Annotated in this window: 23 protein-coding genes; 13 read left to right on the forward strand and 10 right to left on the reverse strand. The window is 62.3% G+C overall.

Annotated elements, in window-relative coordinates; translation table 11 throughout:
• Positions 1 to 26: 26 nt before the first annotated feature.
• From glpD to AB7828_RS25285, 7 genes are all read left to right on the forward strand, one after another.
• Positions 27 to 1571 carry a glycerol-3-phosphate dehydrogenase gene (glpD, locus tag AB7828_RS25255; RefSeq protein ID WP_439057095.1) on the forward strand — a complete coding sequence of 515 codons (1545 nt, stop codon included), beginning with the start codon at positions 27 to 29 and terminating at the stop codon, positions 1569 to 1571.
• A complete protein-coding gene (locus tag AB7828_RS25260; protein ID WP_439057096.1) occupies positions 1568 to 2656 on the forward strand; it encodes an ABC transporter ATP-binding protein in 1089 nt (362 codons plus the stop codon). Before glpD ends, AB7828_RS25260 begins: the two co-directional genes overlap by 4 nt.
• Before the next feature lies 1 nt (position 2657).
• Positions 2658 to 3743, forward strand: coding sequence for an ABC transporter ATP-binding protein (locus tag AB7828_RS25265; RefSeq protein ID WP_441231488.1), 1086 nt, complete (start codon positions 2658 to 2660; stop codon positions 3741 to 3743).
• Entirely contained in the window at positions 3743 to 4645 is a 903-nt protein-coding gene (locus tag AB7828_RS25270) for a carbohydrate ABC transporter permease (RefSeq protein WP_441232314.1), read from the forward strand. The genes AB7828_RS25265 and AB7828_RS25270 overlap by 1 nt, the downstream gene beginning before the upstream one ends.
• The gene (locus tag AB7828_RS25275) at positions 4645 to 5451 is read left to right on the forward strand and encodes a carbohydrate ABC transporter permease (protein ID WP_089262584.1); all 807 of its coding nucleotides are present in this window, start codon (positions 4645 to 4647) and stop codon (positions 5449 to 5451) included. Before AB7828_RS25270 ends, AB7828_RS25275 begins: the two co-directional genes overlap by 1 nt.
• 9 nt (positions 5452 to 5460) lie before the next feature.
• Positions 5461 to 5790: a DUF2160 domain-containing protein gene (locus AB7828_RS25280; RefSeq protein ID WP_089262582.1), complete on the forward strand. Its 330-nt coding sequence runs from the start codon at positions 5461 to 5463 to the stop codon at positions 5788 to 5790.
• Positions 5791 to 5899: 109 nt separating this feature from the next.
• Positions 5900 to 7642, forward strand: a complete 1743-nt coding sequence (locus AB7828_RS25285; RefSeq protein WP_175368847.1) for an ABC transporter substrate-binding protein — start codon at positions 5900 to 5902, stop codon at positions 7640 to 7642.
• Positions 7643 to 7755: 113 nt separating this feature from the next.
• On the opposite strand, the gene AB7828_RS25290 is transcribed toward AB7828_RS25285, so the two are convergent.
• The 5 genes from AB7828_RS25290 to AB7828_RS25310 form a co-directional block, all read right to left on the reverse strand.
• Positions 7756 to 8856 (reverse strand): alkene reductase, encoded by a 1101-nt coding sequence (locus AB7828_RS25290; protein WP_175368666.1) that lies wholly within the window; start codon positions 8854 to 8856, stop codon positions 7756 to 7758.
• A 180-nt stretch (positions 8857 to 9036) separates the two neighbouring features.
• On the reverse strand, positions 9037 to 9540 hold the full coding sequence (locus AB7828_RS25295; protein WP_175368667.1) for a DUF1993 domain-containing protein: 504 nt from the start codon (positions 9538 to 9540) through the stop codon (positions 9037 to 9039).
• Between the two features lie 122 nt (positions 9541 to 9662).
• Positions 9663 to 10892 carry a lytic murein transglycosylase gene (locus AB7828_RS25300; RefSeq protein ID WP_441228570.1) on the reverse strand — a complete coding sequence of 410 codons (1230 nt, stop codon included), beginning with the start codon at positions 10890 to 10892 and terminating at the stop codon, positions 9663 to 9665.
• Positions 10893 to 11008: 116 nt separating this feature from the next.
• The gene (locus AB7828_RS25305) at positions 11009 to 11521 is read right to left on the reverse strand and encodes a GNAT family N-acetyltransferase (RefSeq protein ID WP_441231489.1); all 513 of its coding nucleotides are present in this window, start codon (positions 11519 to 11521) and stop codon (positions 11009 to 11011) included.
• Positions 11522 to 11565: 44 nt separating this feature from the next.
• Entirely contained in the window at positions 11566 to 13011 is a 1446-nt protein-coding gene (locus tag AB7828_RS25310) for a helix-turn-helix domain-containing protein (protein ID WP_441231490.1), read from the reverse strand.
• Positions 13012 to 13222: 211 nt separating this feature from the next.
• Between AB7828_RS25310 and AB7828_RS25315 the strand changes: the two genes are divergently transcribed.
• The gene (locus AB7828_RS25315; protein ID WP_068733054.1) at positions 13223 to 13432 is read left to right on the forward strand and encodes a DUF4170 domain-containing protein; all 210 of its coding nucleotides are present in this window, start codon (positions 13223 to 13225) and stop codon (positions 13430 to 13432) included.
• 250 nt (positions 13433 to 13682) lie between these two features.
• Complete coding sequence (locus tag AB7828_RS25320) at positions 13683 to 14231, forward strand: hypothetical protein (protein WP_441231491.1); 549 nt, start codon at positions 13683 to 13685, stop codon at positions 14229 to 14231.
• Between the two features lie 5 nt (positions 14232 to 14236).
• Here AB7828_RS25320 and AB7828_RS25325 read toward each other — a convergent pair whose 3' ends face one another.
• Entirely contained in the window at positions 14237 to 15121 is an 885-nt protein-coding gene (locus tag AB7828_RS25325; protein ID WP_441231492.1) for a metallophosphoesterase family protein, read from the reverse strand.
• Positions 15122 to 15259: 138 nt separating this feature from the next.
• Between AB7828_RS25325 and AB7828_RS25330 the strand changes: the two genes are divergently transcribed.
• Together AB7828_RS25330 and AB7828_RS25335 are read left to right on the forward strand one after the other, a co-directional pair.
• Positions 15260 to 15748, forward strand: coding sequence for an NUDIX domain-containing protein (locus AB7828_RS25330; RefSeq protein WP_441231493.1), 489 nt, complete (start codon positions 15260 to 15262; stop codon positions 15746 to 15748).
• Positions 15749 to 15805: 57 nt separating this feature from the next.
• Complete coding sequence (locus AB7828_RS25335) at positions 15806 to 16318, forward strand: GNAT family N-acetyltransferase (RefSeq protein ID WP_441231494.1); 513 nt, start codon at positions 15806 to 15808, stop codon at positions 16316 to 16318.
• A gap of 136 nt (positions 16319 to 16454) precedes the next feature.
• On the opposite strand, the gene AB7828_RS25340 is transcribed toward AB7828_RS25335, so the two are convergent.
• The 3 genes from AB7828_RS25340 to AB7828_RS25350 form a co-directional block, all read right to left on the reverse strand.
• Positions 16455 to 18809 (reverse strand): TonB-dependent receptor, encoded by a 2355-nt coding sequence (locus tag AB7828_RS25340; protein ID WP_441231495.1) that lies wholly within the window; start codon positions 18807 to 18809, stop codon positions 16455 to 16457.
• A gap of 124 nt (positions 18810 to 18933) precedes the next feature.
• Positions 18934 to 19311 carry a DUF2946 family protein gene (locus AB7828_RS25345; RefSeq protein WP_441231496.1) on the reverse strand — a complete coding sequence of 126 codons (378 nt, stop codon included), beginning with the start codon at positions 19309 to 19311 and terminating at the stop codon, positions 18934 to 18936.
• A gap of 205 nt (positions 19312 to 19516) precedes the next feature.
• Positions 19517 to 20443, reverse strand: coding sequence for a LysR family transcriptional regulator (locus AB7828_RS25350; protein ID WP_175368678.1), 927 nt, complete (start codon positions 20441 to 20443; stop codon positions 19517 to 19519).
• 101 nt (positions 20444 to 20544) lie between these two features.
• Between AB7828_RS25350 and AB7828_RS25355 the strand changes: the two genes are divergently transcribed.
• Positions 20545 to 22263 carry an FAD-dependent oxidoreductase gene (locus tag AB7828_RS25355; protein WP_175368679.1) on the forward strand — a complete coding sequence of 573 codons (1719 nt, stop codon included), beginning with the start codon at positions 20545 to 20547 and terminating at the stop codon, positions 22261 to 22263.
• Positions 22260 to 23246: a Bug family tripartite tricarboxylate transporter substrate binding protein gene (locus tag AB7828_RS25360; RefSeq protein ID WP_246297868.1), complete on the forward strand. Its 987-nt coding sequence runs from the start codon at positions 22260 to 22262 to the stop codon at positions 23244 to 23246. The genes AB7828_RS25355 and AB7828_RS25360 overlap by 4 nt, the downstream gene beginning before the upstream one ends.
• A gap of 22 nt (positions 23247 to 23268) precedes the next feature.
• Here the strand turns inward: AB7828_RS25360 and AB7828_RS25365 are convergent, their stop codons facing one another.
• Positions 23269 to 25332 carry a hypothetical protein gene (locus AB7828_RS25365; RefSeq protein ID WP_175368680.1) on the reverse strand — a complete coding sequence of 688 codons (2064 nt, stop codon included), beginning with the start codon at positions 25330 to 25332 and terminating at the stop codon, positions 23269 to 23271.
• Positions 25333 to 25334: the final 2 nt, after the last annotated feature.

A 25334-nucleotide genomic window follows, 5' to 3' on the forward strand; every position in this document is an offset into this window, starting at 1 on the left:
ACAATTGGCGCAGGAGGGGAGACGGGGTGGGTCAGATCTACGACCTCGCAATCATTGGTGGTGGTGTGAACGGCTGCGGCATCGCCCGCGACGCCGTCGGCCGCGGCAATTCCGTGTTCCTTTGCGAGATGAACGATCTGGCCAGCGGCACCTCATCCTGGTCGACCAAGCTGATCCACGGCGGGTTGCGCTATCTCGAATATTACGATTTCAAACTGGTACGCCACGCGCTGCTGGAACGCGAAGTTCTCTGGCAGATCGCGCCGCATATCATCCGTCCCCTGCGTTTCGTGCTGCCGCATCACGCCGGTCTGCGGCCCGCCTGGCTGCTGCGCTTGGGGTTGTTTCTCTACGACCATATCGGCGGCCGTAAGCTTCTGCCCCCGACGCGCACGCTTGACCTCACCCGCGACGAGACCGGCAAGCCGCTGGCGCCCGGCCGGTTCAAGCGTGGCTTTGAATATTCCGACTGCTCGGTCGATGATGCGCGCCTTGTCGTGCTCACCGCGCGTGATGCCGCCGACCGGGGCGCTGAGATCCGCACGCGCACGCGCGCAACCGAGATCAGGCAGGCCGACGGGATGTGGCAGGTCACGGTGCAGGATAAGGCGACGGGCGACCGCTCGACCATCAGCGCGCGCACGCTGGTCAATGCCGGTGGTCCGTGGGTCGAGAATGTTCTGGCGGTCGGTGCCGGCGTCAATGCGAAAGCGAAAGTCCGCCTCGTGCAGGGCTCGCATATCGTGGTGCCGAAACTTTACAGCCACGATCGTGCCTACATCTTCCAGAACGCCGATGGTCGTATCGTGTTTGCGATTCCCTATCAGGACGATTTCACCCTGATCGGTACCACCGATATCGATTATGATGGTGATCCCGCCGATGTGAAAATCTCTGCCGACGAGATCAATTATCTCTGCAAGTCGGTCAGCGAATATCTTGCGCGGCCAGTGCTGGCCGAAGACGTGGTGTGGACCTATTCCGGCGTGCGTCCGCTCTATGACGACGGCGCCAATGAGGCCAAGGCGGCGACGCGCGACTATGTGTTCGAGCTCGATCTGCCCGGTGGCCTGCCGCTGCTGTCGATCTACGGCGGCAAGATCACGACCTATCGTCGTCTCGCCGAAGAAGCCTTGCAGAAGCTTGCGCCGTATCTGAAGGGCACCAAGGCCAGGGAAGGCTGGACGGCCCATGCCACGCTGCCTGGCGGTGATTTTGATGTCTCCGCGGTCGATGCGCTGATCGCCGAATTGTTGCGCGACTATCCGTTCCTCACCCCGGCCCATGCCAACCGCCTGGCGCATGCCTATGGCACGCGCGCCGCGAAGATGCTGGGCACCGCGAAATCGCTGGCCGATCTCGGTCAGGCCTTTGGCGCAACGCTGACCGAGCGCGAAGTGCGCTATCTCATGGCGCATGAATGGGCCGTCAGTGCCGAGGATATCGTGTGGCGCCGTTCCAAACTCGGTCTGCGCCTGTCGAAGGAAGAGATCGCGGCTCTCGATCAATGGCTGCAGGCTAATCGCGCCCAGCCCGCCAATCCAATGCGTGAAGCGGGAGCGCGGTCATGAGCGTCGCACTCGATCACGTCTCGCAGATGGTTGATGGAGTCACGACGATCCGTGACGTCTCGCTGACGCTGGAGCGCGGCACCTTGAACGTGTTGCTCGGGCCAACGCTGGCCGGCAAGACCTCGATCATGCGGCTGCTGGCCGGGCTCGACAAGCCAACACAAGGCCACGTGTTGGTCGATGGCAAGGACGTCACCGGCGTCGATATCCGTAAGCGTTCGGTGGCGATGGTCTATCAGCAGTTCATCAATTACCCCTCGCTGTCGGTCTATGAGAATATCGCCTCGCCGCTGCGCGTGCAGGGCAAGCCGAAAGCCGAGATTGAAACCCGCGTGCACGAAGCCGCGGCCTTGCTCAAGCTTGAGCCCTATCTGAAGCGCACGCCGCTGCAGCTCTCCGGTGGCCAGCAGCAGCGCACCGCCATTGCCCGCGCGCTGGTCAAGGGTGCCGATCTCGTGCTGCTCGACGAGCCGCTCGCCAATCTCGACTACAAGCTCCGCGAGGAATTGCGCACCGAACTGCCGAAAATATTCGAGGCCTCCGGTGCGATCTTCGTCTATGCGACGACGGAGCCTTCCGAAGCGCTTTTGTTGGGCGGCAGCACCGTGTGTCTGTGGGAAGGCCAGGTTTTGCAGGTCGGCCAGACTTCCAAAGTCTATCGCCATCCCGAGACTCTCAAGGCCGCCGAAGTGTTCTCCGATCCGCCACTCAATCTGGTGGTGATCGAGAAGAAGAACGGAAATGTGCACTATGCCGGTGGCGCGACAGCGCCCGCCAGCGGGCTCTACGCAAACCTCGCCGACGGCAGCTATCGCGTTGGCTTCCGCGCGCATCAGCTCGAAGTCGCCAGTGGTCTCGCCGGACGGCATGCGTTTCCGGCCGAAGTGACCGTGACCGAAATCACCGGGTCGGAAAGCTTCGTCCATCTGAAGCGCGACGCGTCGAACTGGGTTGCGGTGCTGCAGGGCGTGCATGAATTCCTGCCCGGCCACATGCTCGACGCCGTGCTCGATCCCACCAATCTGTTCGTCTTCGATGGCAGCGACCGTCTGGTTGCCGCTCCCAACACTGTGCAGGGAGCGTAACATGGCCCGCATCGATCTCGTCGATCTCGCGCAGTCCTACAGCGGCCCCGATGCCGATCTGGAGAGCTTTGCCCTCAAGCCGATCTCCATGACCTGGCGGCAGGGCGGCGCCTATGCGCTGCTCGGCCCATCCGGTTGCGGCAAGACCACGCTGCTCAATTTGATCTCCGGCATCGTGACGCCGACGCGCGGGCAGATCCTGTTCGACGGCAAGGATATCACGCCGCTGTCGACGCAGAAACGCAACATCGCGCAGGTGTTCCAGTTTCCGGTCATCTACGACACCATGACAGTCGGCGAGAATCTCGCTTTTCCGCTGAAGAATCGCGGCGTGCCGAAGGCGCAGATCGATGCACGTGTCGCCGAGATCGGCGAACTACTCGATCTCACGCCTTATCTGGGTCGCAAGGCGACGCGGCTAACGCCCGATGCCAAGCAGAAGATCTCGCTCGGCCGCGGTCTGGTGCGCTCCGATGTCGCCGCCGTGCTGTTCGACGAGCCGCTGACAGTGATCGATCCCGCCCTGAAATGGGAATTGCGGTCGAAGCTGAAGGCGCTGCACCGCGCGCTGGATCTGACGATGATCTATGTAACTCACGACCAAACCGAAGCGTTGACCTTTGCCGATACGGTGGTGGTGATGCATGACGGCCGTGTCGTACAGTCCGGCACGCCGCAGGAATTGTTCGACAAGCCCGCACATACATTCGTCGGCTATTTCATCGGCTCGCCCGGCATGAATATCGTGCCGGCCGAAGTCAGCGGCCGCGAGGCGCGTATCGGCGGGCACGTGATCGCGCTGCAGCGCAGCTACGACAAGTTGCCAGCGGGCGCGACAATCGAAATCGGCGTTCGCCCCGAATTTGTCCATGTTGCGACGCCCGCACCAGGCTTGCTGTTGGCGCAGGTCGAGCGGGTCGACGATCTTGGTCGCATCAGTTTCGCGCGCGTCCGCATCGGCGGCGTCAAGTTCGCCGCGCGCGTCCCTCAGGGATTTTCTATTGCGGGGAGCGATGTCGGGCTGGTGTTCGATCCCAGCCGGGTGCACGTTTATGCTGACAGCCGCCTTGTCGAAGGGGTTGCATGATGGACAAAACCGTCAATCAAAAAGCCTGGTTCCTCGTCCTGCCGGTGTTTCTCATCGTGGCGTTCTCCGCGGTGCTGCCGCTGATGACGGTCGTGAACTATTCGGTGCAGGACACTTTCGGCAACAACCAATTCTTCTGGAACGGCGTCGGCTGGTTCAAGGAGCTGCTTGATCCGTCCAGCGATCTCGGCGGGCGCTTCTACGCGTCCCTGCTGCGCAATCTGGCCTTCTCCGCGATCATCCTCGCCATCGAAGTGCCACTCGGCATTCTGGTCGCGTTGTCGATGCCGCGTGACGGCTGGCGCGTCGCAGCCTGCCTCGTGATCCTCGCGCTGCCGCTTTTGATTCCATGGAACGTGGTCGGCACCATCTGGCAGATCTTCGGGCGGCCCGACATTGGTCTGCTCGGCTACACGCTCAATCACATGGGCATCGACTATAACTATGTGTCGAACGAGTTCGATGCCTGGGCGACCGTCATCGTAATGGATGCCTGGCACTGGACCAGCCTCGTTGCGCTGCTGTGCTACGCAGGCCTGAAGTCGATCCCCGATGCCTATTATCAGGCTGCGCAAATCGATGGTGCCTCGCGCTGGGCAGTTTTCCGAGCTATCCAGCTACCCAAGCTTAATCGCGTGCTGTTGATCGGCGTGCTGCTGCGCTTCATGGACAGTTTCATGATCTATACCGAGCCCTTCGTGGTGACCGGTGGCGGCCCCGGCAATTCGACCACCTTCGTCTCCATCGAGCTTGTCAAGATCGCGCTCGGCCAGTTCGATCTCGGCAAGGCCGCAGCGCTGTCGTTGGTCTACAACATCATCGTGCTGATCGTGTGCTGGATATTCTACACCGTGATGACCAACGCGGGCGTCGATCACACCAAGCGCGAGGGAGCGGTCTGATGCATACGATCCCTGGACGCCGCATTATCCTGTTGCTGTTCCTGATCTTTCTGCTGCTGCCGATCTACTGGCTCGTGAATATGAGCTTCAAGACCAATGGCGAGATCGTCTCGACCATGACGCTGTGGCCGCACCAGCCGACGCTGGAGAATTACACACGCATCTTCACCGATGAGAGCTGGTATTCCGGTTATATCAATTCACTGAAATACGTCATCATCAACACCATCCTGTCGATCTCTTTCGCGCTGCCGGCAGCTTACGCGTTCTCGCGCTATCGTTTCCTCGGCGACAAGCACCTGTTCTTCTGGCTGCTGTCGAACCGGATGGCGCCGCCCGCCGTGTTCGCGCTGCCATTCTTCAATCTCTATTCAGCCATAGGCCTGTTCGATACGCCGTGGGCCGTGGCGCTGGCGCATTGCCTGTTCAACGTCCCGCTGGCGGTGTGGATTCTCGAAGGCTTCGTGTCCGGCGTGCCGCGCGAGATCGACGAGACGGCATTTCTGGATGGTTACTCGTTCCCGAAGTTCTTCGTGAAGATTCTCGTGCCGCTGATCGCGTCGGGCATCGGCGTCGCTGCCTTCTTCTGCTTCATGTTCTCCTGGGTCGAATTGCTGCTTGCGCGCACGCTGACCTCGGTGAATGCCAAGCCGATCTCGGCGGTCATGACGCGCACTGTATCCGCCTCCGGCATGGATTGGGGCCTGCTTGCAGCCGCCGGTGTGCTGACCATCATCCCCGGCGCGCTCGTCATCTGGTTCGTCCGCAATTACATCGCGCGCGGTTTCGCGCTCGGCAGAGTCTAGGAGGGCGTCATGGAAAACATCGCATGGATGGCCTGGACGCCGCCGACGGCGATCTTCTTTGGGCTGCTGGCATTGACGCTGGGCACCATGACTTGGCTCGCAGTCGCCTATCCCGAGGCCGAACGCATCGGCATCCTGCGCATTCCCACCACGCGCGGCGACCGGCTGTTCCTGTCGCTGATCGCGGCGGCCGTCATCCACCTGTTGTGGATCGGCTTCGTCGGTTCCGACCCGATCGCGACGCTGCCGATCGGCGAGGAGGGAGTTGAAATCTCGAATCTGTGGTTCGGGACATTGATTTCGCTGGTCTCGGCGGTGGCAATTTTTCGCACCGTCTGACCGGCATGGACTGCAGTCCCGGGATGAACCTGGGCCTGAAACAGAAGTGAGGGAGGAAGCTATGAGGCACCAGACGACACAGGCACGTCGCCCGACGCGCCATATCATGATGACCAGCGCTGCTGCGTTGATCACGGCGACTGCGTTGCTCGCCGCGCCGGCCAAGGCCGACGACGCCACCATTCAGAAGTGGATCGACAGCGAATTCCAGCCGTCGACGCTGTCGAAGGCAGACCAACTGAAGGAACTGCAGTGGTACGAGAAGGCTGCGCAGCCGTTCAAGGGCATGGAGATCAATGTCGTCTCCGAAACCATCACTACCCACGAATACGAGGCGAAGACGCTGGCCAAGGCGTTTAGCGAGATCACCGGCATCAAGCTGAAGCACGATATCATCCAGGAAGGTGATGTGGTCGAAAAGCTGCAGACCCAGATGCAGTCCGGCAAGAATGTCTATGACGGCTGGATCAACGATAGCGATTTGATCGGCACGCATTTCCGCTACGGCCAGACCATCGCGCTAACGGATTACATGACCGGCGAAGGCAAGGACGTCACAAGCCCGACCCTCGACCTCAAGGACTTCATCGGCACGCCGTTCACCACCGCGCCCGACAAGAAGCTGTATCAACTGCCCGACCAGCAGTTCGCCAACCTTTACTGGTTCCGGTACGACTGGTTCACCAATGCCGAGTACAAGTCGAAGTTCAAGGCCAAGTATGGCTACGATCTCGGCGTGCCCGTGAACTGGTCGGCCTATGAAGATATCGCCGAGTTCTTCACCAACGACATCAAGACGATCGATGGCGTTAAGGTCTATGGCCATATGGACTACGGCAAGAAGGATCCGTCGCTCGGCTGGCGTTTCACCGACGCGTGGCTGTCGATGGCCGGCAATGGCGACAAGGGTCTTCCGAACGGTCTGCCCGTCGATGAATGGGGCATCCGCATGGAAGGCTGCCGTCCCGTTGGTTCCTCCATCGAGCGCGGTGGCGATACCAACGGTCCGGCAGCGGTCTACTCGATCGCGAAATACCTCGACTGGATGAAGAAGTATGCCCCGCCGCAGGCGCAAGGCATGACCTTCTCGGAGTCTGGCCCGGTGCCGGCACAGGGCAATATCGCCCAGCAGATGTTCTGGTACACCGCTTTCACCGCCGACATGGTGAAGCCGGGTCTCGCGGTCATGAATGCCGACGGAACGCCGAAGTGGCGCATGGCCCCGTCGCCGCATGGCTCGTACTGGAAGGAAGGCATGAAGCTCGGCTATCAGGACGTCGGTTCGGGCACGCTGCTCAAATCGACTCCGCCGGATCGCCGCAAGGCAGCCTGGCTCTATCTGCAGTTCATCACCTCGAAGACGGTGTCGCTGAAGAAGAGCCATGTCGGTCTCACCTTCATTCGTGAGAGCGATATCTGGGACAAGTCGTTCACCGAACGTGCGCCGAAGCTCGGCGGTCTGGTCGAGTTCTATCGCTCGCCAGCCCGCGTGCAATGGTCGCCGACCGGTAACAACATCCCGGATTATCCGAAGCTGGCACAGCTGTGGTGGCAGAACATCGGCGATGCGTCGTCGGGTGCGAAGACCCCGCAGCAGGCGATGGACTCGCTGGCCGCAGCTCAGGATTCGGTGCTCGAACGTCTTGAACGATCCAAGGTTCAGGGCGAATGCGGACCGAAGCTGAACAAGAAGGAAACCGCCGAGTTCTGGTACGCGAAGTCTGCCAAGGACGGCAACATCGCGCCCCAGCGCAAGCTGGCGAACGAGAAGCCGAAGGGCGAGACGGTGGACTACGACACCCTGATCAAGTCGTGGCCCGCGACCCCGCCGCAGAAGCGCGCGTCGAACTAAGGCGAACTTTCTGAACAACAAAAAAGGCCGGGAGCGATCTCGGCCTTTTCTCTTGCTGTCATTCCGGGTTCGCACCCGCAAAGATGCGTGTGCGCCCCGGAATGACGGCGTACTTACTCCGCTGCCTGCTTCGCGCCCAGCACCGGGTAATCCGTGTAGCCCTTGGCGCCGCCGCCATAGAACGTCGCCTTGTCGGCATCGTTGAGCGGCGCGCCGATCTTCAGGCGCTCGACCAGATCTGGATTCGAGATGAACGGCTTGCCGAAGGCGATCAGGTCGGCGGCATCGGCCGCGAGCACCTTGTTGGCCAGCGCTAGATCGAAGCCGTTATTGGCGATATACGTTCCACTGAAACGCTTGCGCAGGCTGGCATAGTCGAATGGTGCCACGTCGCGCGGACCGCCGGTCGCGCCTTCGACGACATGCAGATAGACCAGCTTCTCGGCGCTGAGCCCGTCGGTGATGTAGTCGAACAGCTTTTGCGCCTGCGTGTCGGCGGCGGCGTCGTTGGCCGGCGTAACCGGCGAGATGCGAATGCCGGTTCTGTCGCCGCCGATTTCCTTGGCAACTGCCGCGGCCACTTCCAGCATCAGTTTGGCGCGGTTCTCGAGCGAACCGCCATAGGCGTCGGTGCGCTTGTTGGTGCTGTCACGCGCGAATTGCTCAAGCAGATAACCGTTGGCGCCATGGATCTCTACGCCGTCGAAACCGGCTTCGACCGCATTGGCAGCGCCGCGTGCGAAACTGTCGATGACGCCTTGAATTTCACCCAGCTCCAGCGCGCGGGGTTCCGAGACATCGGTGAAGGTGTTGTTGACGAAGGTCTTGGTGTTGGCGCGGATCGCCGAAGGGGCCACCGGCGCTCCGCCATTCGGCTGCAGGCTGACATGCGAGATACGGCCAACGTGCCAGATCTGCATATAGATATGACCGCCCTTGGCATGCACGGCCTCGGTCACCTTCTTCCAGCCGGCGATCTGCTCCTTGGTGTAGATGCCCGGGACGTCCTGATAGCCTTGGCCCTGCTGCGAGACGGGTGTGCCTTCGGTTACCAGAAGGCCGGCGCTGGCACGCTGGCTATAATATTCGATCGCCAGCGGGTTCGGCACGTTGCCCGGCAATGCGCGATTGCGCGTCAGCGGCGCCATCACCGTGCGATTGGTCAGCGTGTTTGCACCAAGCTTGTAGGGTTCGAAGAGTTTGGACGTGCTCATGATGAATGATCCAGTCGATGAAAGGTGAAATCGAATTGGGCATCATGCAGCGCATTGGCAATACCGCTGCGCTGCATGTCGTTGGTTCAGGATAAAACGATCGTGGCGATGACGGATTGAATGATCATGATCTCTCTATCGGTCGGCCAGCAGCCGAATATCCTGCGGTGATGGCGCGGCTTACTGCGCGCCGAGGAAGTCGCGCTTGCCGACATCGATGCCGCACATCCGCAGGATGCCGTGGGCAGTGGTGATGTGGAAATAGAAGCTCGGTAGCGAGAAGCTGGTGAGGAATTGCTGGCCGGACATGGTGGTGGTCGTGCCGGGGCCGGTGGGGAAGGTGATCTCCCGGGTCTCGCCGCCGTCGAATTGGGCGGGCTTGTAGTTCTTCAGGTAATCGACGGTCCTGCCGATTCGCTGCTGCAATTCATCGAAGGTCGTTTCGGTATCCGGCACCGCCGGCACTTCGCTGCCGGACAGGCGCGCGCTGCCCTTGGTGGCGAAATCGCAGGAGAGCTGGACCTGCCGGCTCAGCGGCAGCATGTCCGGGAAAAGTCGCGTGCCGAGCAGGACGGCGGGCTCGATCTTCTTTGCGGCAGCATAGGTTTCGGCCTTTTTCAGTCCAGCGGACAGACTGCCCAGCATCTGCAGATAGGCGGGCACGACGGAATCATAGAACGGCATGAGGATGCTCTTTTGTGATGCGTTTCGAGGCACAGCGCGCTAGGTCGAGAAAGATGCTGTTGCATGGAGTTGGGGCGCGCTTGGCTGATTTCAACCGCCCGGCCTCACAAAAGAGAAGAAATTTACCGCCCGGATTTCAGCGCCGCCAACAATTCAGCCGTCGGCCAGGAGTCCGCGGGCAGGCCGAACTTGACCTGCATGGCCTTCACCGCTGTGCGACTCTGCTGGCCGAGGATACCGTCGATCTTGCCGACATTGAAGCCGCGCTTCGCCAGCAGTTGTTGCAGCTCGCGCAATTCGGGATGTGACAGCTGCGCGACAGGGGCGGAGGGCTGCCGCATCTTGGAGGCGCCATTGATGCGGGTGGCGAGATAGGCTGCTGTCGTCGAATAGATCAGCGAATTATTCCATTCGGTATAGGCGGCGAAATTCGCGTAAGCGAGGAAAGCGGGACCGTGCCGGCCCATCGGCAGCAGCAGCGAGGCCGGCATACTGTCATTCGGCAGTGGACGCCCGTCGGGATAGCTGACGCCGAATGACGCCCATTTCGCGCGCGGCAGTTGAATGGTGAGATCGGCCTGATCCCAAGGTACGTTCTCGGTGACCCGCACCTCTTGCAGCCACGGTTCGCCGCGGCGCCATTTCAAACCGGTGGAAATATAGTGAGCGGTCGAGCCGATCACGTCGGCCGGGCTGCGCAGCAAATTGCGATGGCCGTCGCCGTCGTAGTCCACGGCATAGTTGAAGTAATGCGTCGGCAGAAACTGCGTCTGGCCGAGTTCGCCGGCCCATGAGCCGATCATCTCAGCGGGCGACAGATCGCCGCGATCGATGATCTTCAGCGCGGCGATGGTCTCGTCCTGAAACATCTTCGAGCGCCGACAGTCATAGGCCAGCGACACCAGCGAGCGCAGCGTCTGCAGATTGCCCATCTGCACCCCGAAGTCGCTCTCCAGTGCCCAGAACGCCGCGATGACGGCCGGCGGCACGCCATATTCCTTCTCGGCGCGCGCAAAGGCTGCGGCGTTCGCCTTGATCTTGAGCTGCCCGTTCTGCATCCGGTAATCTGCCGCCATGCGGCCGGCGAATTGCGTGAACAACTGCCCGAACACCCGCTGCCCGCGGTCGCGATTGACGATGCCCTGATCGTAGACGAGATAGGGCGCCGCTTCCGCCATCGCGCGTTGCGATACCCCGCTAGCGACAGCCTGCTGTTTCAGCCCGGCAAGGAATTGGTCGAAGCTCTGGCCGTTGTGACAGGACGCTGCGCGCTGGGCGGAGGCGGGAGAGGTGAAGGAGATAAGGGCAGATGCTGCAACGAGAATTGTGGATCGCACAGACATTCGCAGCATGAACCAGACCTCTCCGCTGTCGTACCCGGACTTGATCCAGGCATCCATCTTTCTCCCACACTAACATTCAAGATGGATGGCCGGGTCAAGCCCGGCCATGATATGTCATACAAGCATCAGCGTTCGAGGACCCACCGTGTCACGGCCTGATGAAAATTCAACGGTCCGGGCACCGTCATGTGGGTCTTCACATACTTGAAGCCGGCTTTTTGCAAGGTTCGATTCGGCCCGATGTTGAAGGCATTTGGCTCGCAAAACAGTGATTTGAGCTTCAGCATGTCGAAATAGATCGCCGCGCTTCGGCGAACGCATTCTGTACCGATTCCGGTTTGTCGTCTGTCCGGGTGCAGCACGTGAAGATGCATGGTGGCGCTTTCGCCATAGACAATCTTGTCACAACTGGAAAACCCGATGGGCTGATCATCCATTAGCCACAGCGCGACAACGGCGGCGCGGCGTTCCGGCGGGAGTGCATATTGTTGGCCGATACGCTCTTGCCAGATCAGCGCCGGCGGCATCCTGGTTGGATCGACGCCCATCGTTTCCAGGAATTCCGGCGTGGCATTGTGGAAATAGGTGCTGACGACGTGAGCTTCGGACGGCAGCATTTCCCGGACCAGCAACGTCATCAACGGCCTCAATAATGTTAGGGGCGATCGGGAAGACCTTGCAACTATAGTTCCCGCGCATTGCTGAAAGCAAATGACGACACCCGCCGTGTGTTCTCATCGAGGATCAGGCTGCGCGTGATCGGCGGCTCGGCGCGCTGGCTGCAATTCTCGCGCTCGCAGAGGCGGCAATTGACGCCGATCGGCGTGCCTTCGGTCTTTTCCAGATCGAGGCCTGCTGAATAGACCAGCTTGCCGGCGTGGCGGATCTCGCAGCCGAGGCCGATGGCGAAGCGCGGTTGTGGCTGCGGATGCGGCGCTGCGGGCCGACGTAGCGTCTGTGCGATGGAGAAATAGCGGCTGCCATCGGGCAGTTCGATCACCTGGCTCAGCAGGCGGTCCGGTGTGTCGAATGTCGAATGCACGTTCCACAATGGACAGGTGCCGCCGAATTTCGAGAACGGGAAGGTGCCGGATGAAAACCGCTTCGACACGTTGCCGGCATTGTCGACGCGCAGCATGAAGAACGGCACGCCGCGCGCGTTCGGGCGCTGCAGCGTGGTCAGGCGATGGCAGATCTGCTCGAATCCGACATTGAAACGCTGGCCGAGCACCTGCACGTCATAGCTCAGCGCTTCCGCGGCGGCATGAAACGCTGCATAGGGCATCAGTGCGGCGGCTGCGAAATAGTTGGCCAGCGTGATGCGATAGAGCCGCCGCGTGGTGTCGTCGAGCGGCCCGGCGCGGCCGATGATGGTTTCGAAATGCGATGAACATTCGACGAGGCCGATCTGGAACGCGACCTGAAAGGCGCGGCCGGGCGCATCGACCATTTCGGAGATCAGCAATTGCCGGCGATGCCGGTCGAAACGTCTGAGCGTCTCGCGCATCACGTCCACCGGCATGATGCGGGTCACGATCGAGTATTTGTCGCGCAGTCGTGCGCTCAGCGCCGCAAACAGATCCTGCGACGGCACGTTGATCTCGTCGCGTAGGCCTTCGGCGGCCGCTTCGAGTTCGGGGAAGTAATTGCGGTTGGCCTCGATCAAATCACGCACGCGCTCGATCGGATTGGCTTCGAAGGGCGCGCCTTCGTGCCGATCGGCCATCTGCGCCGCCACCATGGTCTCGCCGCGCCGCGCTTCGGTATAGGCCGCGTAGAGCCGCTGCAGCGCATGCGTGACGCCCGGACAGAGTTCGGCGAGGTCGCGCAATTCCTGTTTCGGCAAATCGATCTGGCGAAACAGCGGATCGGAAAAGATTTCGTTCAGCTCCGCGAAGAAGCGATCTTCATCCGCCGTCGCGAGATCGCGGAGATCGAGGTCATAGGTCTCGGCGAGGCGCAGCAGCAACTGCGCGGTGACCGGCCGCTGGTTGCGCTCGATCAGGTTGATGTAGCTCGGCGAAATGCCGAGGCCCTCTGCCATCTGGGTCTGGGACAGGCCCTGTTGCTGCCGGATCCGCCGGAAGCGCGGCCCCACGAACAGCTTCTTGCCAGACTCGCCCGCCATCGCGCCAATTCCTGGTGCCCCGAGTCGCCACTCGGTCGTTGGTTGTGACAAAATTGACAAAATGACATTAATTACAAGTCGTGATGTTACATCACATCACCATTCAAACACAAGGCATCTGGTGGTTTTGTCTGACATGGCGTTATCTGTTCACACGGTGAATGCATCGCATGTCACGAATGTCGATTTAAGGAATGAACAGGAGCACGACATGTCACACGGTAGCAATTTCTGGGTCATCGGCGGCGAGTTCGGTTCGATGAACTTCCACAAGCTGGTTGAAGGCTCGGCCCAGGTGCAGGGCCCGTTCAAGACGCGCAAGCAGGCCGAAGAAGCCTGGAAGACCGTGTCGGAAGAGAATCGCCACCGCGCCGGCGTCCGCTTCTCCATCGTCGAAGAGCCGAGCCGCCAGGTCGCTTAGGACTGACGGTTCGCCTGAGGCTGAGACCCCGAGCGGCGTCAGTGCCGCCGGCTCGCCTCAAGCCTGTCGCTGATTTGCCTATAAGAAGACGTCCAAGGATATCAGCGGCCTCATCCGGGAAACCGGGTGGGGCCGTTGGTACGTTCATTGGCCAAGTCTCTGGAAACAAACGGCCTTTCCGGTACTCGTGGTTACTGATAGGTTACTGCCCGGTGGATGGCGCGCTCAGGCAGCTAGAAAGGGGTCCAGCGTGGCGAGTAACGGGACGAAGCCTGTCGAGGAAGCCAGGCCGCAGCGGCTGCGCGACGCGTTGCGTCAGGCCCGCATCGAGGCGGCCGATCGCACCGGTGTCGTCGTCGAGCTGCGCGATGCCGAAGTGGCGCGGCTGGAGATCCTCAATGAAGCACTCGACCCGCTGTTCGCCGAGATCCCTGTTGGCATCGAGATGTTTGACCGGGGCGTCAGCCAGGGCGACACGCCGCGGCTGTGGATCGACATGGTCGCCCATGTGGCGATGGGGCGTGACAAGCGCATGTATCGCTTCGTTCAGGACACCCGCCATGGCCGCGTGGTGCTGGCCGAGGCGCATGACGTTCCGGCCATCGTGAAGGCGGTCACCGACTATATCGCGCGCCGCATGATTGAGCGCGAACATGCGCTGGTGACAATGCCGCCGCCGCAGGTGCCGCCACCGGTGAAGAAGTCGCGCAGCCGGTTCTGGCCGTTTGTGTTTGGAGTGATTGTCGGCGTTGTGGGGCTATTTGCGCTCGCGCTGTTCGTGTCGGTGCGCGGACATTAGTCACGCTACACCAGCATCGACCGCGTCAGCTCATGCACCATGTTGCTGTCGCCGAATCCCCGCACCGTCTGCTCGCAGCGCCAGCGTTCGCCGTCGCGTTCGATAGCGAACAGATTGTAGGCCGCTGCCGGCTTGTGGCCGTGTGCAACCGATGACGCCGACGGCACACCGATGGCAGGAATGCGCCGCTGCGGGCCGTCGAACCACATGGTCGAGTGAATGTGGTCGTGACCGTGCAGGATCAGTTCGACGCCGTGGCGCTTGAGCACAGCTTGCAGCGCTTCGGAATCGGTCAGCCGCTTCATTCTCTGCTTTGAGCGTAGCGGATGATGAATCAGCAATACGCGAAACAGATGAGCGTCGGCGAGGCCGCCAAGCATAATGTTGAGCGCCCTAAGCTGTGCGTCGCCGAGCGAGCCCGTCGCCATGAACGGCGCGGTTGGCACACTCGACGACACGCCGATCAGAGCCAGCGGGCCGCGGATACGCAGAAATGGAAAGCGCGTATCGGGGGTGCCGTCACTGCGCATATAGTCGCCGAAAGTCTCGGCGAAACGTTCGGGTGCTCCGCGCACATAGGCGTCGTGATTGCCGGGTACCAGCGAGACCTTGTCCGGTGTGCCGATGCTTTCGATCCAGCGGCGCGCGCGCGGGAATTCGGCATCCAGGGCGAGATTCACGAGATCGCCGGTGACGGCAATATGGTCCGGCTGCTGCGCCTGCATGTCGCTGACGATGACATCCAGCATGTCGCGGCGGTGGATCAGGTGCCGGTTGCGCCGCCAGTTCAGATAGCCGAGCACGCGCTGCCCCAGGAGCTCGCGCCATTGCGGCTCCGGCATCGGCGGAACGTGCGGATCGGACAGATGGGCGAGGGTGAAAGCCGTCATCGGAAGCGATCTGTCCCTGTGCGTATGTGAACAAGCCGGCTCAATGCGCCCTCATGCCTGTGAAATCCCTGCATGTTTTGGCAAGGTGGGGCATATGACGCAAGGACCCACCGTGTCGCCAGCCAGGAATTTGCCGCGATGACCTCACCGACGTTGCGGCAGCGACTGGAGCCGACCCTGCGCAAATTCGTGCATCTGTATTTCCGCGTCGCGCGCGGCATGACTTTGGGCGTCCGTGCCGTGGTGCTCGATGCCGACAATCGCGTGTTTCTGGTCCGGCACACTTATGTGACCGGCTGGTATCTGCCCGGCGGCGGCGTCGAGGTCGGCCAGACCTTTCGCGAGGCGCTGGATATGGAGCTGCGGGAAGAGGGACGCATCGAACTCACCGGCGAGCCGGTTCTGCATGGCGTCTTCCTCAACAGCCATGTCTCGATCCGCGATCACGTGGCGGTCTATGTGGTCAGGCAGTTCCGGCAGGACCGGCTGCCGGAGCCCAATCGCGAAATCGCCGAAACCGGCTTCTTCGCCCTCGATGCCATGCCTCACAACACCACCGATGGCACTCGGCAGCGGCTGGCCGAGATCTTCGACGGCAAGCCGGTCAGCGCCACCTGGCGGGTCTGATCCCGTCCGCCCGGGCAATGGACCACGCGCCCGCCAAATGCTATCCCGCCTCCCGACATGAATGACCTTTCTCTGACCATCCTGGCGGAAACCGCCAACGACGCCCAGATCATCGAACGGCTGCATGCCCGCACCTTCGGCCCGGGCCGTTACGTGCTATCAGCCTACCGGCTGCGCGAACATGTCGGTCATCTGCTCGATCTGTCGTTTACGGCACGGATCGGTACGCTGCTGGTCGGCTCGGTCCGGCAATTGCCGATCTGTGTGGGCGATACGCCGGCACTGCTGCTCGGGCCGCTGACCGTCGAGCCGCCATTCCGCAGCCGCGGCGTCGGCCGCAAGCTGCTGGACCGTGCCATCGCCGATGCGCGCAAGAAGGGCCACAAGCTCATCGTGCTGGTCGGCGACGAGCCCTATTACCGCCGGGTCGGCTTCAAGGCGATCCCTAAGGGCAATGTGACCATGCCGGGTCCGGTCGATCAAAACCGGTTGCTTGTGCTCGATCTGGTGGAGGGCGCCGCTACGGGTCTCGCCGGCGCCGTTCGGCCGGATTGGGACGCGGCGAAGTAAACCGCAACTGTCATTCCGGGGCGCGGGCAGCGCAAGCTGCACGCGAACCTGGAATCTGGAAGTGATAGAACCGCATGAGGTTCCGGATTCGAGCACTCAGCTGCGCTGAATGCACGCCCCGGAACGACGCTTACAATCAGAACTTCACACTCGCAAACGCTCGCACATTCAGCCCGGGCTGCAGCACGTTGTCCTTGTTATAGGACACCGCGTTGCGGATGTTCTCGTTCAACAGGTTGTTGCCGACCACGCCGACGGTCATCTCCTTGGCGCCGTAGATGTGCGGGTCGAGCAGCGTCTTGTAGCTCACTTCGGCCTTCAGGAGATTGTAGCCCGATGTCGGCGTCTCGGCGATCTCAGCGATGTCGTTCTGTGCGAAGGCATGCAGCAGATTCACGCGGGCAAACCAGTTGGTATCGCGCCAGAACAGACCGCCGCCGGCACGCACGGGCGGGATGCGCGGCACATTGGTGCCGTCGCTGAAGGTCGCGCGCACGATGTCGGCCTGGGTCTCGATGCCCCATGTGCCGCCATAGATTTGCGCAACGTCGAGCTGGCTCTGGAATTCGCCGCCGCGGAAGGTGGCGTCACGCTGCGAATAGATCGCCTGGTTCAGTTCGAGGCCAAGCCCCGCCTGGCAGACTCCATCTCCGCAGGTGTTGCCGGTCAGGCGGCGATAGATGAAGCCGTTATACTGCGTGTAGTAGCCGGTGAGCTCGAAGCGGAACGGACCGGCGGCACGGCGCAGGCCGAGTTCGACCGACTTCGCCGTCTCGATGCCGAGATTGGGATTGCCGATGTCGAAGGTCTCCGTCGCATCATGTCCGCCGCGCGAGAACAGTTCGGCGGGCTTCGGTGCGCGCTCGGTATATTGCGCGGTGATGCTGGCGGAGAGCCCATACCAGGGCAGATCCTGGATCAGACCGATGCTGCCGCTCTTCGGCGTGAAGGTCAGGTTGCGCCCGACCGCCGGCCCGATCGCGCCCGGATCTGCATTGAGATCGAACTCGTTCGGGATCGACGATGGCGTAGTGCCCGACAGCTCGACATGCTCGATGCGGCCGGCGATCTGCGCCTTCGTGGTCTCGGTGAATTTGAACTCGTTGAAGCTGTAGCCCGCGACCCGGGTGTTCTTGTTCGGATCCCAAAGACCGTTGAGAGGGCTGCCGATGTCGTCAGGGCTCGGTGCCGTGAGTTCCTGATGGTTGACCTGCAGGCCGAAGGCCGAAGTAATCGTGGCGAAGCGCGCATTGAACGGCATCATCTGCACCTCGAGCCGGCCTTCCTGCTCCTTGTTGGTGAAGGTCTGGCGCACGCCGTCGCTGGTCGGATCGGTGGCATCCGCGAGGCCGATCTCGTTGTGCTTGTAGTTCGTCGCGCCGACCCAGAAGCGGATCGCCTCGATTGCCGCAGCATCCGGACGATACTCACCCTTGGCCGTGAACTTGGTCTGCTGGCCGGCGATGCGGGTGCCGACTTCGGCGCCTTCGACGCCGGGAATGCGATAGGTCGTGTTGTTCTGCGTGATCGCAGCACCGATATAACCGCCGGTGAAGAAGTAGGAACCGCCGACCGATGCGCCGGCCGACTGGTTCGACGAATTCGGCTGCTTGCCGTTGAAGGCGAGGCCGGGCTCCGCATAGGGATAGCTCGGCACATTATAGTCGCCCGCTTTGCGGCCATAGACGTCGGCATGGACGGCGACGTTGCCGCCGCCAGCATCGAGCAGGATGCCGCCATCGACACCGCGATCCACCGAACTGAACGAGGTGCGGACTTCCGCATTCATGCAGCCCGGCGCCGCGAGACCGGCAGCCGGCGCCTTCACCGGCATGCCGTAGCTCTGGAACGGCGCCGCCACGGCGCAGTTCGGCAGCGCGTCGGGAATGCGATTGTTGGACGCGCTGACCACGCCGCCGATCGACTGCGAGCCGTAACGCAGCGTCGCCGGGCCGCGGATCACCTCGACCTGATTGGCGGCAAACGGATCGACAGGCACGAAATGATCTTCGCCGAGATCGGATGCGCCGTTGCTGCCAATGCCATTCTCGACAATGCCGACGCGATTGACGTCGAGACCCCTGATGATCGGCCGGCTCGAGGCGCCGGGCGCGTAGCCGGAGCCGGTGATGCCGGGCTTGTTGGCGAGGAGGTCGCCGAGCGTCGAGGCACCGGAACGGCGGATCTCGTCATTCGGCACCACGGTGACGGTGGCGAACTGATCGGTAACGATCGGGAGTTCGCCCTGCTGCGCCTGCACGGCCGGCTCTGCCTCGACCGGCACCGGCGCGGCATTGCGGTTCGGCGCGGGGCGCGTGACATGAGTATGCGCGGTGCGTGACGGCACCGGCTTGCGGCGCACGATCGGGCTTGGCGCGGTGACTTCCACGGCGGGAAGCTGCGTCTGCGCCAGCGCGGATTGCGGGAGGCAGCTCAGTCCCACCACGGCAGATGTGCCGAACAGGAGGGCGCGCTTGAATTGAATCGACATAGGTTTGTCCTGACTTCACCGGCGGCGCGGTTTGTGCGCTTGAGCCGGGACTCGCGGTGATGCGAATCTGACTTCGGTTACGCTGCCTGCGAGGAATTCGCGGCAGCGATCGTCAAAGGTCGTGTCAGGAAACAGGAGGGCCGCGCGGCTGCGACGCGCCGCTGATGGCGTCGAGATGGTCGAATTCAGCCTCGGCGATCCGCTGCAGCAGGACGGCAGCCTGCGGCAACAGCAGGACCGGCGGCGCGGCGAACAGCGCTGTACCGGCCATCGCCATGACGGCGCAGATGGCGCAGGGATCGGCGCCGCGGTGATGGTGGTCAGTATCTGGAGCGGCCGGTGTCTGCGCAGCTTCGCCGGCAGCGAGGGCGATGGCGGTGTCGAGAGGGGCCGCGTGCACCGTCCCGCCATGGACATGGCCGAACGACAGAACGAGCTGCACCGCCAGCGCGAACAGCGCCAGCTTTGCCCCATTCCTGATATTCGCGCGAAACCACTTCATGCCGACAGGCTGCCCCGGCATCGGTCGGCGGAGAGGTCTGCCAGCACCGATGTTATAATGTAACATCGCGCGACAGGCGGCCGGGTGTCAACGGCCAGTCATCTCCGGACACAGAAACCCGGCCTGCTGTGGGATTACGGCAACGCTTCGCGTCGATGGATGTTGGCCAATCCACGCTGATGATGAGAGGGACCGAAATTGCGCGTTACACCGTCGCGCGCCTTGCAATGGCTGTCGCATGCGCGCTGGCCAGCACACGCGCCGTCATCTTCTGAAATTGCAGCGCTGCCGGCGACAGGCTGCGGCCGGTCTGCTGAATCCAGGACAGTTGCCGCGTGATCGCCGGGCGCACGAGCTGGAAAGCGATCAGACCTGGGTACTGCTCGGTCGGCATCATATAGGAGGGCAAGATCGCATAGCCGATGCCCTTCGCCGTCATCGAAAGCGCCGTGTTGATGAGCGACACTTCGTGGGTCGGGATGAGCACCTTGCCATCGCGCCCCAGCCGTCGGTCGATCTGTGCTCGGATCAGCGTGTCGCGGCGCATCGCGATGGTCGGTAGTGTCGCGAGTTCATCCCACGATAGCGTTTGCATCGCTGCGATCGGGCAACCCGGCCAGCCGATGGCGCTGAGACGCCCTCTCACCAGAGGCGTCAGCGTCACCTCGGGCACCGGGCCATCCACGCTGCCGATGGCGAATTCGGCGTCCGACGCGAGCAGCGCGCTTACAAGCTGATCGGATGCGACATCGCGCATGATGACATCAACGTCGGGATAAGCGGTGCGGAATGTCGCGAGCACTGCCGGCATGAGCGCGGAGGCTGCACCGGCCGATGCGACGAAGACGACTGTGCCGCTCCGTGCTTCCGACAGGCTGCGCATCTGACGCGTGAGGCTGAGCGCGTCGCCCAACATACGCTCTGCGGCTCGAACTGCGTCGCGTCCGGCTGCGGTCGGTATACACGACCGTGTCGTGCGGTCGAACATTGGCAGGCCCAACTGCAATTCAAGCTGGCGGAGCAGCAGGCTGACCGCCGCTTGGGTGATGTGAAGTTCTTGAGCTGCGCGCGTCATCGAGCCTGTGCGGCTGACCGCGACCAGTGCTTCCAGTTGGCGAAGGGTGATATTCATGAGGTAATCTTATCAATCAATACTGGAAAAGCGACTTCTCTTATCAAGAGTTGCGGGTAGCTTCAACGTAACGCGCGCAGACGCGGTCGAGGGAGCCAGCCATGCAAGACTATGAGACATCCGTCGTTATCGTTGGCGCAGGGCCTGTGGGCCTCACCGCTGCTCTGGACCTCGCATCCAGAGGGATAGACGTGATCGTGCTCGAGACGCGGCACGCCGGCGAGCCGCCCAATGTCAAATGCAACCATGTTTCGGCGCGATCGATGGAGGTTTTTCGCCGGCTTGGCATCGTGACCCAAATCCGCGACGCCGGTCTGCCGCCCGACTTTCCCAACGATTGCTCGTATCGCACCACCGCAACGGGCATCGAACTCAGCCGGATCGTCATTCCGTCGCGCGCCACGCGCTACACCGCAACGGATGGACCTGACACGTGGTGGCCGACGCCTGAACCGCCGCACCGCATCAACCAGATCTATCTGGAGCCTGTTCTGTTTGCGAACGCGGCCGCCAATCCCAGGATCACGATTTTGTCCCGCACCGAGATGGTGCATTTCGATCAGGACATATCGGGCGTCTCGGTCAAGGCCCGTGGGCTCGATGAGGACCGATCCTTCACCATCCGTGCCCGTTTTCTCATTGGATGTGACGGCGGCCGCTCATTGACACGCAAGCTGATCGGCGCGTCATTTGTAGGAACGCCTGTGATCCAGCGGGTTCAATCGACCCTCATCGATGCGCCGGATCTGAAGACCCTGATGCAGCCCCACACACCAGCCTGGATGGTGCTGGCGCTCAACCCGCGCCGGACCGGCACTGTCGTTGCCATCGACGGGCATGACCGGTGGCTGATCCACAATCACCTCAAGCCGGACGAGCCGGAATTCGACTCGGTCGATCGCGACTGGTCCATCCGTACAATTCTGGGCGTCGGGCCTGATTTCAATTACGAGGTCGTCAGCAAGGAAGACTGGGTCGGGCGCCGTCTTGTCGCCGATCGCTTCCGCGACCGCCGCGCCTTCATCTGCGGGGATGCTGCGCATCTGTGGATGCCTTACGCCGGCTATGGAATGAACGCCGGCATCGCGGATGCGGTTTCGCTCTGCTGGATGCTTGCAGCGCATCTCAACGGCTGGGCGGATGCCGGTCTGCTCGATGCCTATGCGGCCGAACGTCAGCCGATCACCGATCAGGTGTCGCGGTTTGCGATGGAGCATGCGCTGGCCAGCATCAGCCAGCGCGGTGCCGTGCCTACGGTGATCGAGGAAGACAGCGAAGCGGGTGCGGCGGCACGTGCCGCGATCGGCCGCGCCGCCTATGATCTCAACGTGAAGCAATACTGCTGCGCGGGGCTCAATTTCGGCTACTTCTACGATCAGTCACCGGTCATCGCCTATGATGGCGAGGCACCTCCGGCCTATACGATGGGCGATTTTGAACCCTCGACGGTGCCGGGCGCCAGGATGCCGCATGTCTGGCTGAGCGATGGCCGTTCGATCTTTGACGCGATGGGGCCCGGCTATACGCTGTTGCGCTACGATCCGACTTGCGACGTGACTGCGCTGAGAGAGTCCGCGCGCCGCAACGGAGTTCCTCTGACGCTGATTGATCTGTCGATCGCGGATGTCGATGCAGGGCAACCCGCTGAAGCATTGCTGCTGGTGCGGCCAGATCAGCATATTGCCTGGCGTGGTCGCCTCCCTCCGCCGGACCCCGACGCGTTGATTGATCTCATCACGGGCAGAACCGCGTCTACGCATCGGAGCGCAGCCCCGCACCAAAACTCAGCCTCGCATACTGTTTCGGGAGCAATCGCATGACTGTATTCGCTCCGACCCGCAGGATGTTGCTTGCAGGCGCCGCCAGTTCGATCGTGGTCGGTACGACGACGCCCGTGTGGGCCGCCTATCCTGACCAACTCATCAAGATTGTCGTCACCTTTCCGCCAGGCGGCAGCGCCGACATCTTCATTCGTGCGCTTGAGCCGGTGATCGCTGCAGACCTGAAGCAGGGCTTCATCATCGAAAATCGCGGGGGCGCGGGCGGCAATATCGGCATGCAGGCGGTGGCGCAGGCGAAGCCTGACGGCTACACCTTAGGCGTGGCGCCGGCAGGCGCACTGACCATCAACCCTCATATCAGCCCGGCGACGTCTTTCGATCCGATCAAGGATCTGGCACCGATTACGCTGCTTGCCGATATCCCGTTTGTGCTGGTTGCGTCGCCTGACGCCCCATTTGCTACGCTCAAAGAAGCGCTTGCGGCTGCTGCTGCAAAGCCCGGACAACTATCGGTGGGCTATGGCGGCAACGGCACCGTGATGCACATGACGGCTGCGCTGTTTCTCCAAACAACGAATGTCAAACTGACGCTCGTTCCCTATCGGGGCACAGGGCCTGCGGTGACCGATGTCCTTGCCGGGCATATCCCGCTTGCGGTGTTGGACATCCCCAGTTCGCTGGAATTGATCCGTGCCGGGCGACTGAAACCACTTGGCGTCACCAGTGCCAAGCGCGTGCCGTTCCTTCCCGAAGTGCCCACACTCGATGAGCAAGGTGTTGCCGGGTTTGAATCGACGGGCTGGTTCGGCCTCGTGGCTCCCGCCGCGACACCTGGTGACATCGTGACCCGCTTGAATGCCGCCTTCGTCAAGGCTCTGGGAGACCCGGACGTGATCGAGAAGCTGCGGACGATCGGTGCACAGCCGGCACCAATGACGCCGGAAGCCTTCGCGGCCTATATCCGCTCGGAAAGCGCCAAATGGGGGCGTCTCACGCGGGAGATGAACCTCGCGGCGCAATGACCCGCGCCGCCATTGGTTCGTGCTATCGGCTCTCCCGGAGCCACGTCGCAGCGAATGCGCCGAGCAGCAGCAGCAGCCCGATCAGGCCGGCAAACATCGGCAGCACGCCGACGCCGCGGACCACGCTGGCATCGCGCATATGCACGCCCATCCAGCCGTCGCCACGGAAGACGGTCGAGGAGCGCACCGGCACGATGCGCGGCAGCTCGACGCCCGAGCCTTCATTGATCCGTCGGGCGTCGCCACCACTGGCCTGCGCCAGCGGCTTCAGCATCTCGGTGGTCGAGGTGACCTCGGAGAATTCCTTCGGGTTGATCGGGCCGACATTGATCAGCGCCTTCAGCGTGCCGTCGGTGGCCTGCCACAGGCCGAGTTCATCGGCCGGCGTGGTCGCGCGCCACAGGCCGGGCTCGCCGGCTGACAGCGTCAGTTCGCGGGTCTTGCCTGATGGTGAGGTCACAGTCACGGGCTGCACGGCGTCGCCCATGGTCTGGCGCAGCACAACGAGATCCTTGCCCTGACTCTGCAGCTTGAGTGCTTCCTCGTCGAGATCCGGCTGCTTCATCAGCCAGTGCGACGTGCGACGGAGCAGATCGAGATGCGGGCCGCCGCCTTCATAGCCGCGCGCCCACAGCCAGATGTGATCCGACAGCAGCAGCGCGACGCGGCCTTCGCCGGACCGCGACAGCAGCAGCAGCGGCTGGCCGTCGGCGCCAGTCATCACAGGCGGCGTGGTGGTGTTGCGGGTCTCGACGGTGCGGAAGAAGCGGCTCCATTTCGGTGGCTCGGAATTGGAGCCTTCGAGCCCGCGCGTCACCGGGTGACGCTTACCGATATCGCTGAGATGCGCATAGAACGGCTTCTCGCTGACACCGACGGGTTCGGCAGGGAGCACCGAATCCAGCGGTGTGCGCCAGATCGAGGTGTTCGACGCATAGTCGGGACCAGCCGACACCAGCACGGCGCCGCCGGCGCGGACATAGCGCGCGATATTGTCGAAATAGGCGATCGGCAGCACGCCCTGGCGGGCATAGCGATCGAAGATGATCAGCTGGAATTCGTGAATCTTTTGCTGGAACAGTTCGCGGGTCGGAAACGCAATCAACGACAGCTCATTGATCGGCGTGCCGTCCTGCTTCTCCGGCGGGCGCAGAATCGTGAAATGCACGAGATCGATCGAGGCATCGGACTTCAGCAGGTTGCGCCATGTGCGCTCGCCGGAATGCGGCTCGCCGGAGACCAGCAGCACGCGGAGTTTGTCGCGCACGCCATCGATGGCGACCACGGCGCGGTTGTTGACCAGCGTGAGTTCGTTGTCGAGTGGCGAGGCTTCGATCTCGACGATGTTCGGACCGGCATGTTTGATGTCAATATCGACCGACACGGTCTGGCCCGACAGCACCGTGCGCTCGCTCAGCGTATCGCCGTCGCGGCGGATGGCGACACGGGCGCGCTCGCCGGTGACACCCTGATCGTCCAGGCGAAACGTAACGCGTTGCGACTGGCCGACGATGCCAAATCTGGGAGCAGCCGTGATGGCGATGCGGCGATCACGTTCGTCCTTGCGGCCGGTGATCAGCGCATGCACCGGCGCATTGAAGCCGAGACCCGCGACATTGGCCGGGATGTCATGGACACGGCCGTCGGTGATCAGGAAGGCGCCCGCGACACGGTCTGTCGGCACGTCGGAGAGAGCGGAGGACAGTGCGCCGAACAATTTGGTGCCGTCGGTTTCGCCATCAGCCTGTCCGGCTTCGACGACACGGACCTCGAGGCCCTTGACCTGCTTCAGCCGGTCGACCAGCTGCTTCTGCGCTTCCTCGGTTTCCTTGGTGCGCGCGCCGAAATTCTGGCTCGGGCTCTTGTCGATGACGACGGCGGCGACCGATGTGAGCGGCTCGCGCTCCTCGCGTGTGAAGGAGGGATTGGCGAGTGCCAACAGGATCAGCGCCAATGCGGCCACACGCACGGCGGCACCGCGTGCACGGCCGAGCAGTAGCAATGCTGATATCGCGACGATGGCGGCGAGGCCGATCCACAGCACGATGGTCGGGACGAGGGGCGTAAACGCGATGCCGTATTGCATGT

The organism is Tardiphaga sp. 215_C5_N2_1 (assembly GCF_052076055.1).
GTDB classification, from domain to species: Bacteria; Pseudomonadota; Alphaproteobacteria; order Rhizobiales; family Xanthobacteraceae; genus Tardiphaga; species Tardiphaga robiniae.

Coding starts and splice junctions, on each gene's coding strand:
- AB7828_RS25260 (WP_439057096.1), top strand. CDS start 1,568: ATGAGCGTCGCACTCGATCACGTCTCGCAGATGGTTGATGGAGTCACG.
- AB7828_RS25265 (WP_441231488.1), top strand. CDS start 2,658: ATGGCCCGCATCGATCTCGTCGATCTCGCGCAGTCCTACAGCGGCCCC.
- AB7828_RS25270 (WP_441232314.1), top strand. CDS start 3,743: ATGGACAAAACCGTCAATCAAAAAGCCTGGTTCCTCGTCCTGCCGGTG.
- AB7828_RS25275 (WP_089262584.1), top strand. CDS start 4,645: ATGCATACGATCCCTGGACGCCGCATTATCCTGTTGCTGTTCCTGATC.
- AB7828_RS25280 (WP_089262582.1), top strand. CDS start 5,461: ATGGAAAACATCGCATGGATGGCCTGGACGCCGCCGACGGCGATCTTC.
- AB7828_RS25285 (WP_175368847.1), top strand. CDS start 5,900: ATGACCAGCGCTGCTGCGTTGATCACGGCGACTGCGTTGCTCGCCGCG.
- AB7828_RS25290 (WP_175368666.1), bottom strand. CDS start 8,856: ATGAGCACGTCCAAACTCTTCGAACCCTACAAGCTTGGTGCAAACACG.
- AB7828_RS25295 (WP_175368667.1), bottom strand. CDS start 9,540: ATGCCGTTCTATGATTCCGTCGTGCCCGCCTATCTGCAGATGCTGGGC.
- AB7828_RS25300 (WP_441228570.1), bottom strand. CDS start 10,892: ATGCTGCGAATGTCTGTGCGATCCACAATTCTCGTTGCAGCATCTGCC.
- AB7828_RS25305 (WP_441231489.1), bottom strand. CDS start 11,521: ATGACGTTGCTGGTCCGGGAAATGCTGCCGTCCGAAGCTCACGTCGTC.
- AB7828_RS25310 (WP_441231490.1), bottom strand. CDS start 13,011: ATGGCGGGCGAGTCTGGCAAGAAGCTGTTCGTGGGGCCGCGCTTCCGG.
- AB7828_RS25315 (WP_068733054.1), top strand. CDS start 13,223: ATGTCACACGGTAGCAATTTCTGGGTCATCGGCGGCGAGTTCGGTTCG.
- AB7828_RS25325 (WP_441231492.1), bottom strand. CDS start 15,121: ATGACGGCTTTCACCCTCGCCCATCTGTCCGATCCGCACGTTCCGCCG.
- AB7828_RS25330 (WP_441231493.1), top strand. CDS start 15,260: ATGACCTCACCGACGTTGCGGCAGCGACTGGAGCCGACCCTGCGCAAA.
- AB7828_RS25335 (WP_441231494.1), top strand. CDS start 15,806: ATGAATGACCTTTCTCTGACCATCCTGGCGGAAACCGCCAACGACGCC.
- AB7828_RS25340 (WP_441231495.1), bottom strand. CDS start 18,809: ATGTCGATTCAATTCAAGCGCGCCCTCCTGTTCGGCACATCTGCCGTG.
- AB7828_RS25345 (WP_441231496.1), bottom strand. CDS start 19,311: ATGAAGTGGTTTCGCGCGAATATCAGGAATGGGGCAAAGCTGGCGCTG.
- AB7828_RS25350 (WP_175368678.1), bottom strand. CDS start 20,443: ATGAATATCACCCTTCGCCAACTGGAAGCACTGGTCGCGGTCAGCCGC.
- AB7828_RS25355 (WP_175368679.1), top strand. CDS start 20,545: ATGCAAGACTATGAGACATCCGTCGTTATCGTTGGCGCAGGGCCTGTG.
- AB7828_RS25360 (WP_246297868.1), top strand. CDS start 22,260: ATGACTGTATTCGCTCCGACCCGCAGGATGTTGCTTGCAGGCGCCGCC.
- AB7828_RS25365 (WP_175368680.1), bottom strand. CDS start 25,332: ATGCAATACGGCATCGCGTTTACGCCCCTCGTCCCGACCATCGTGCTG.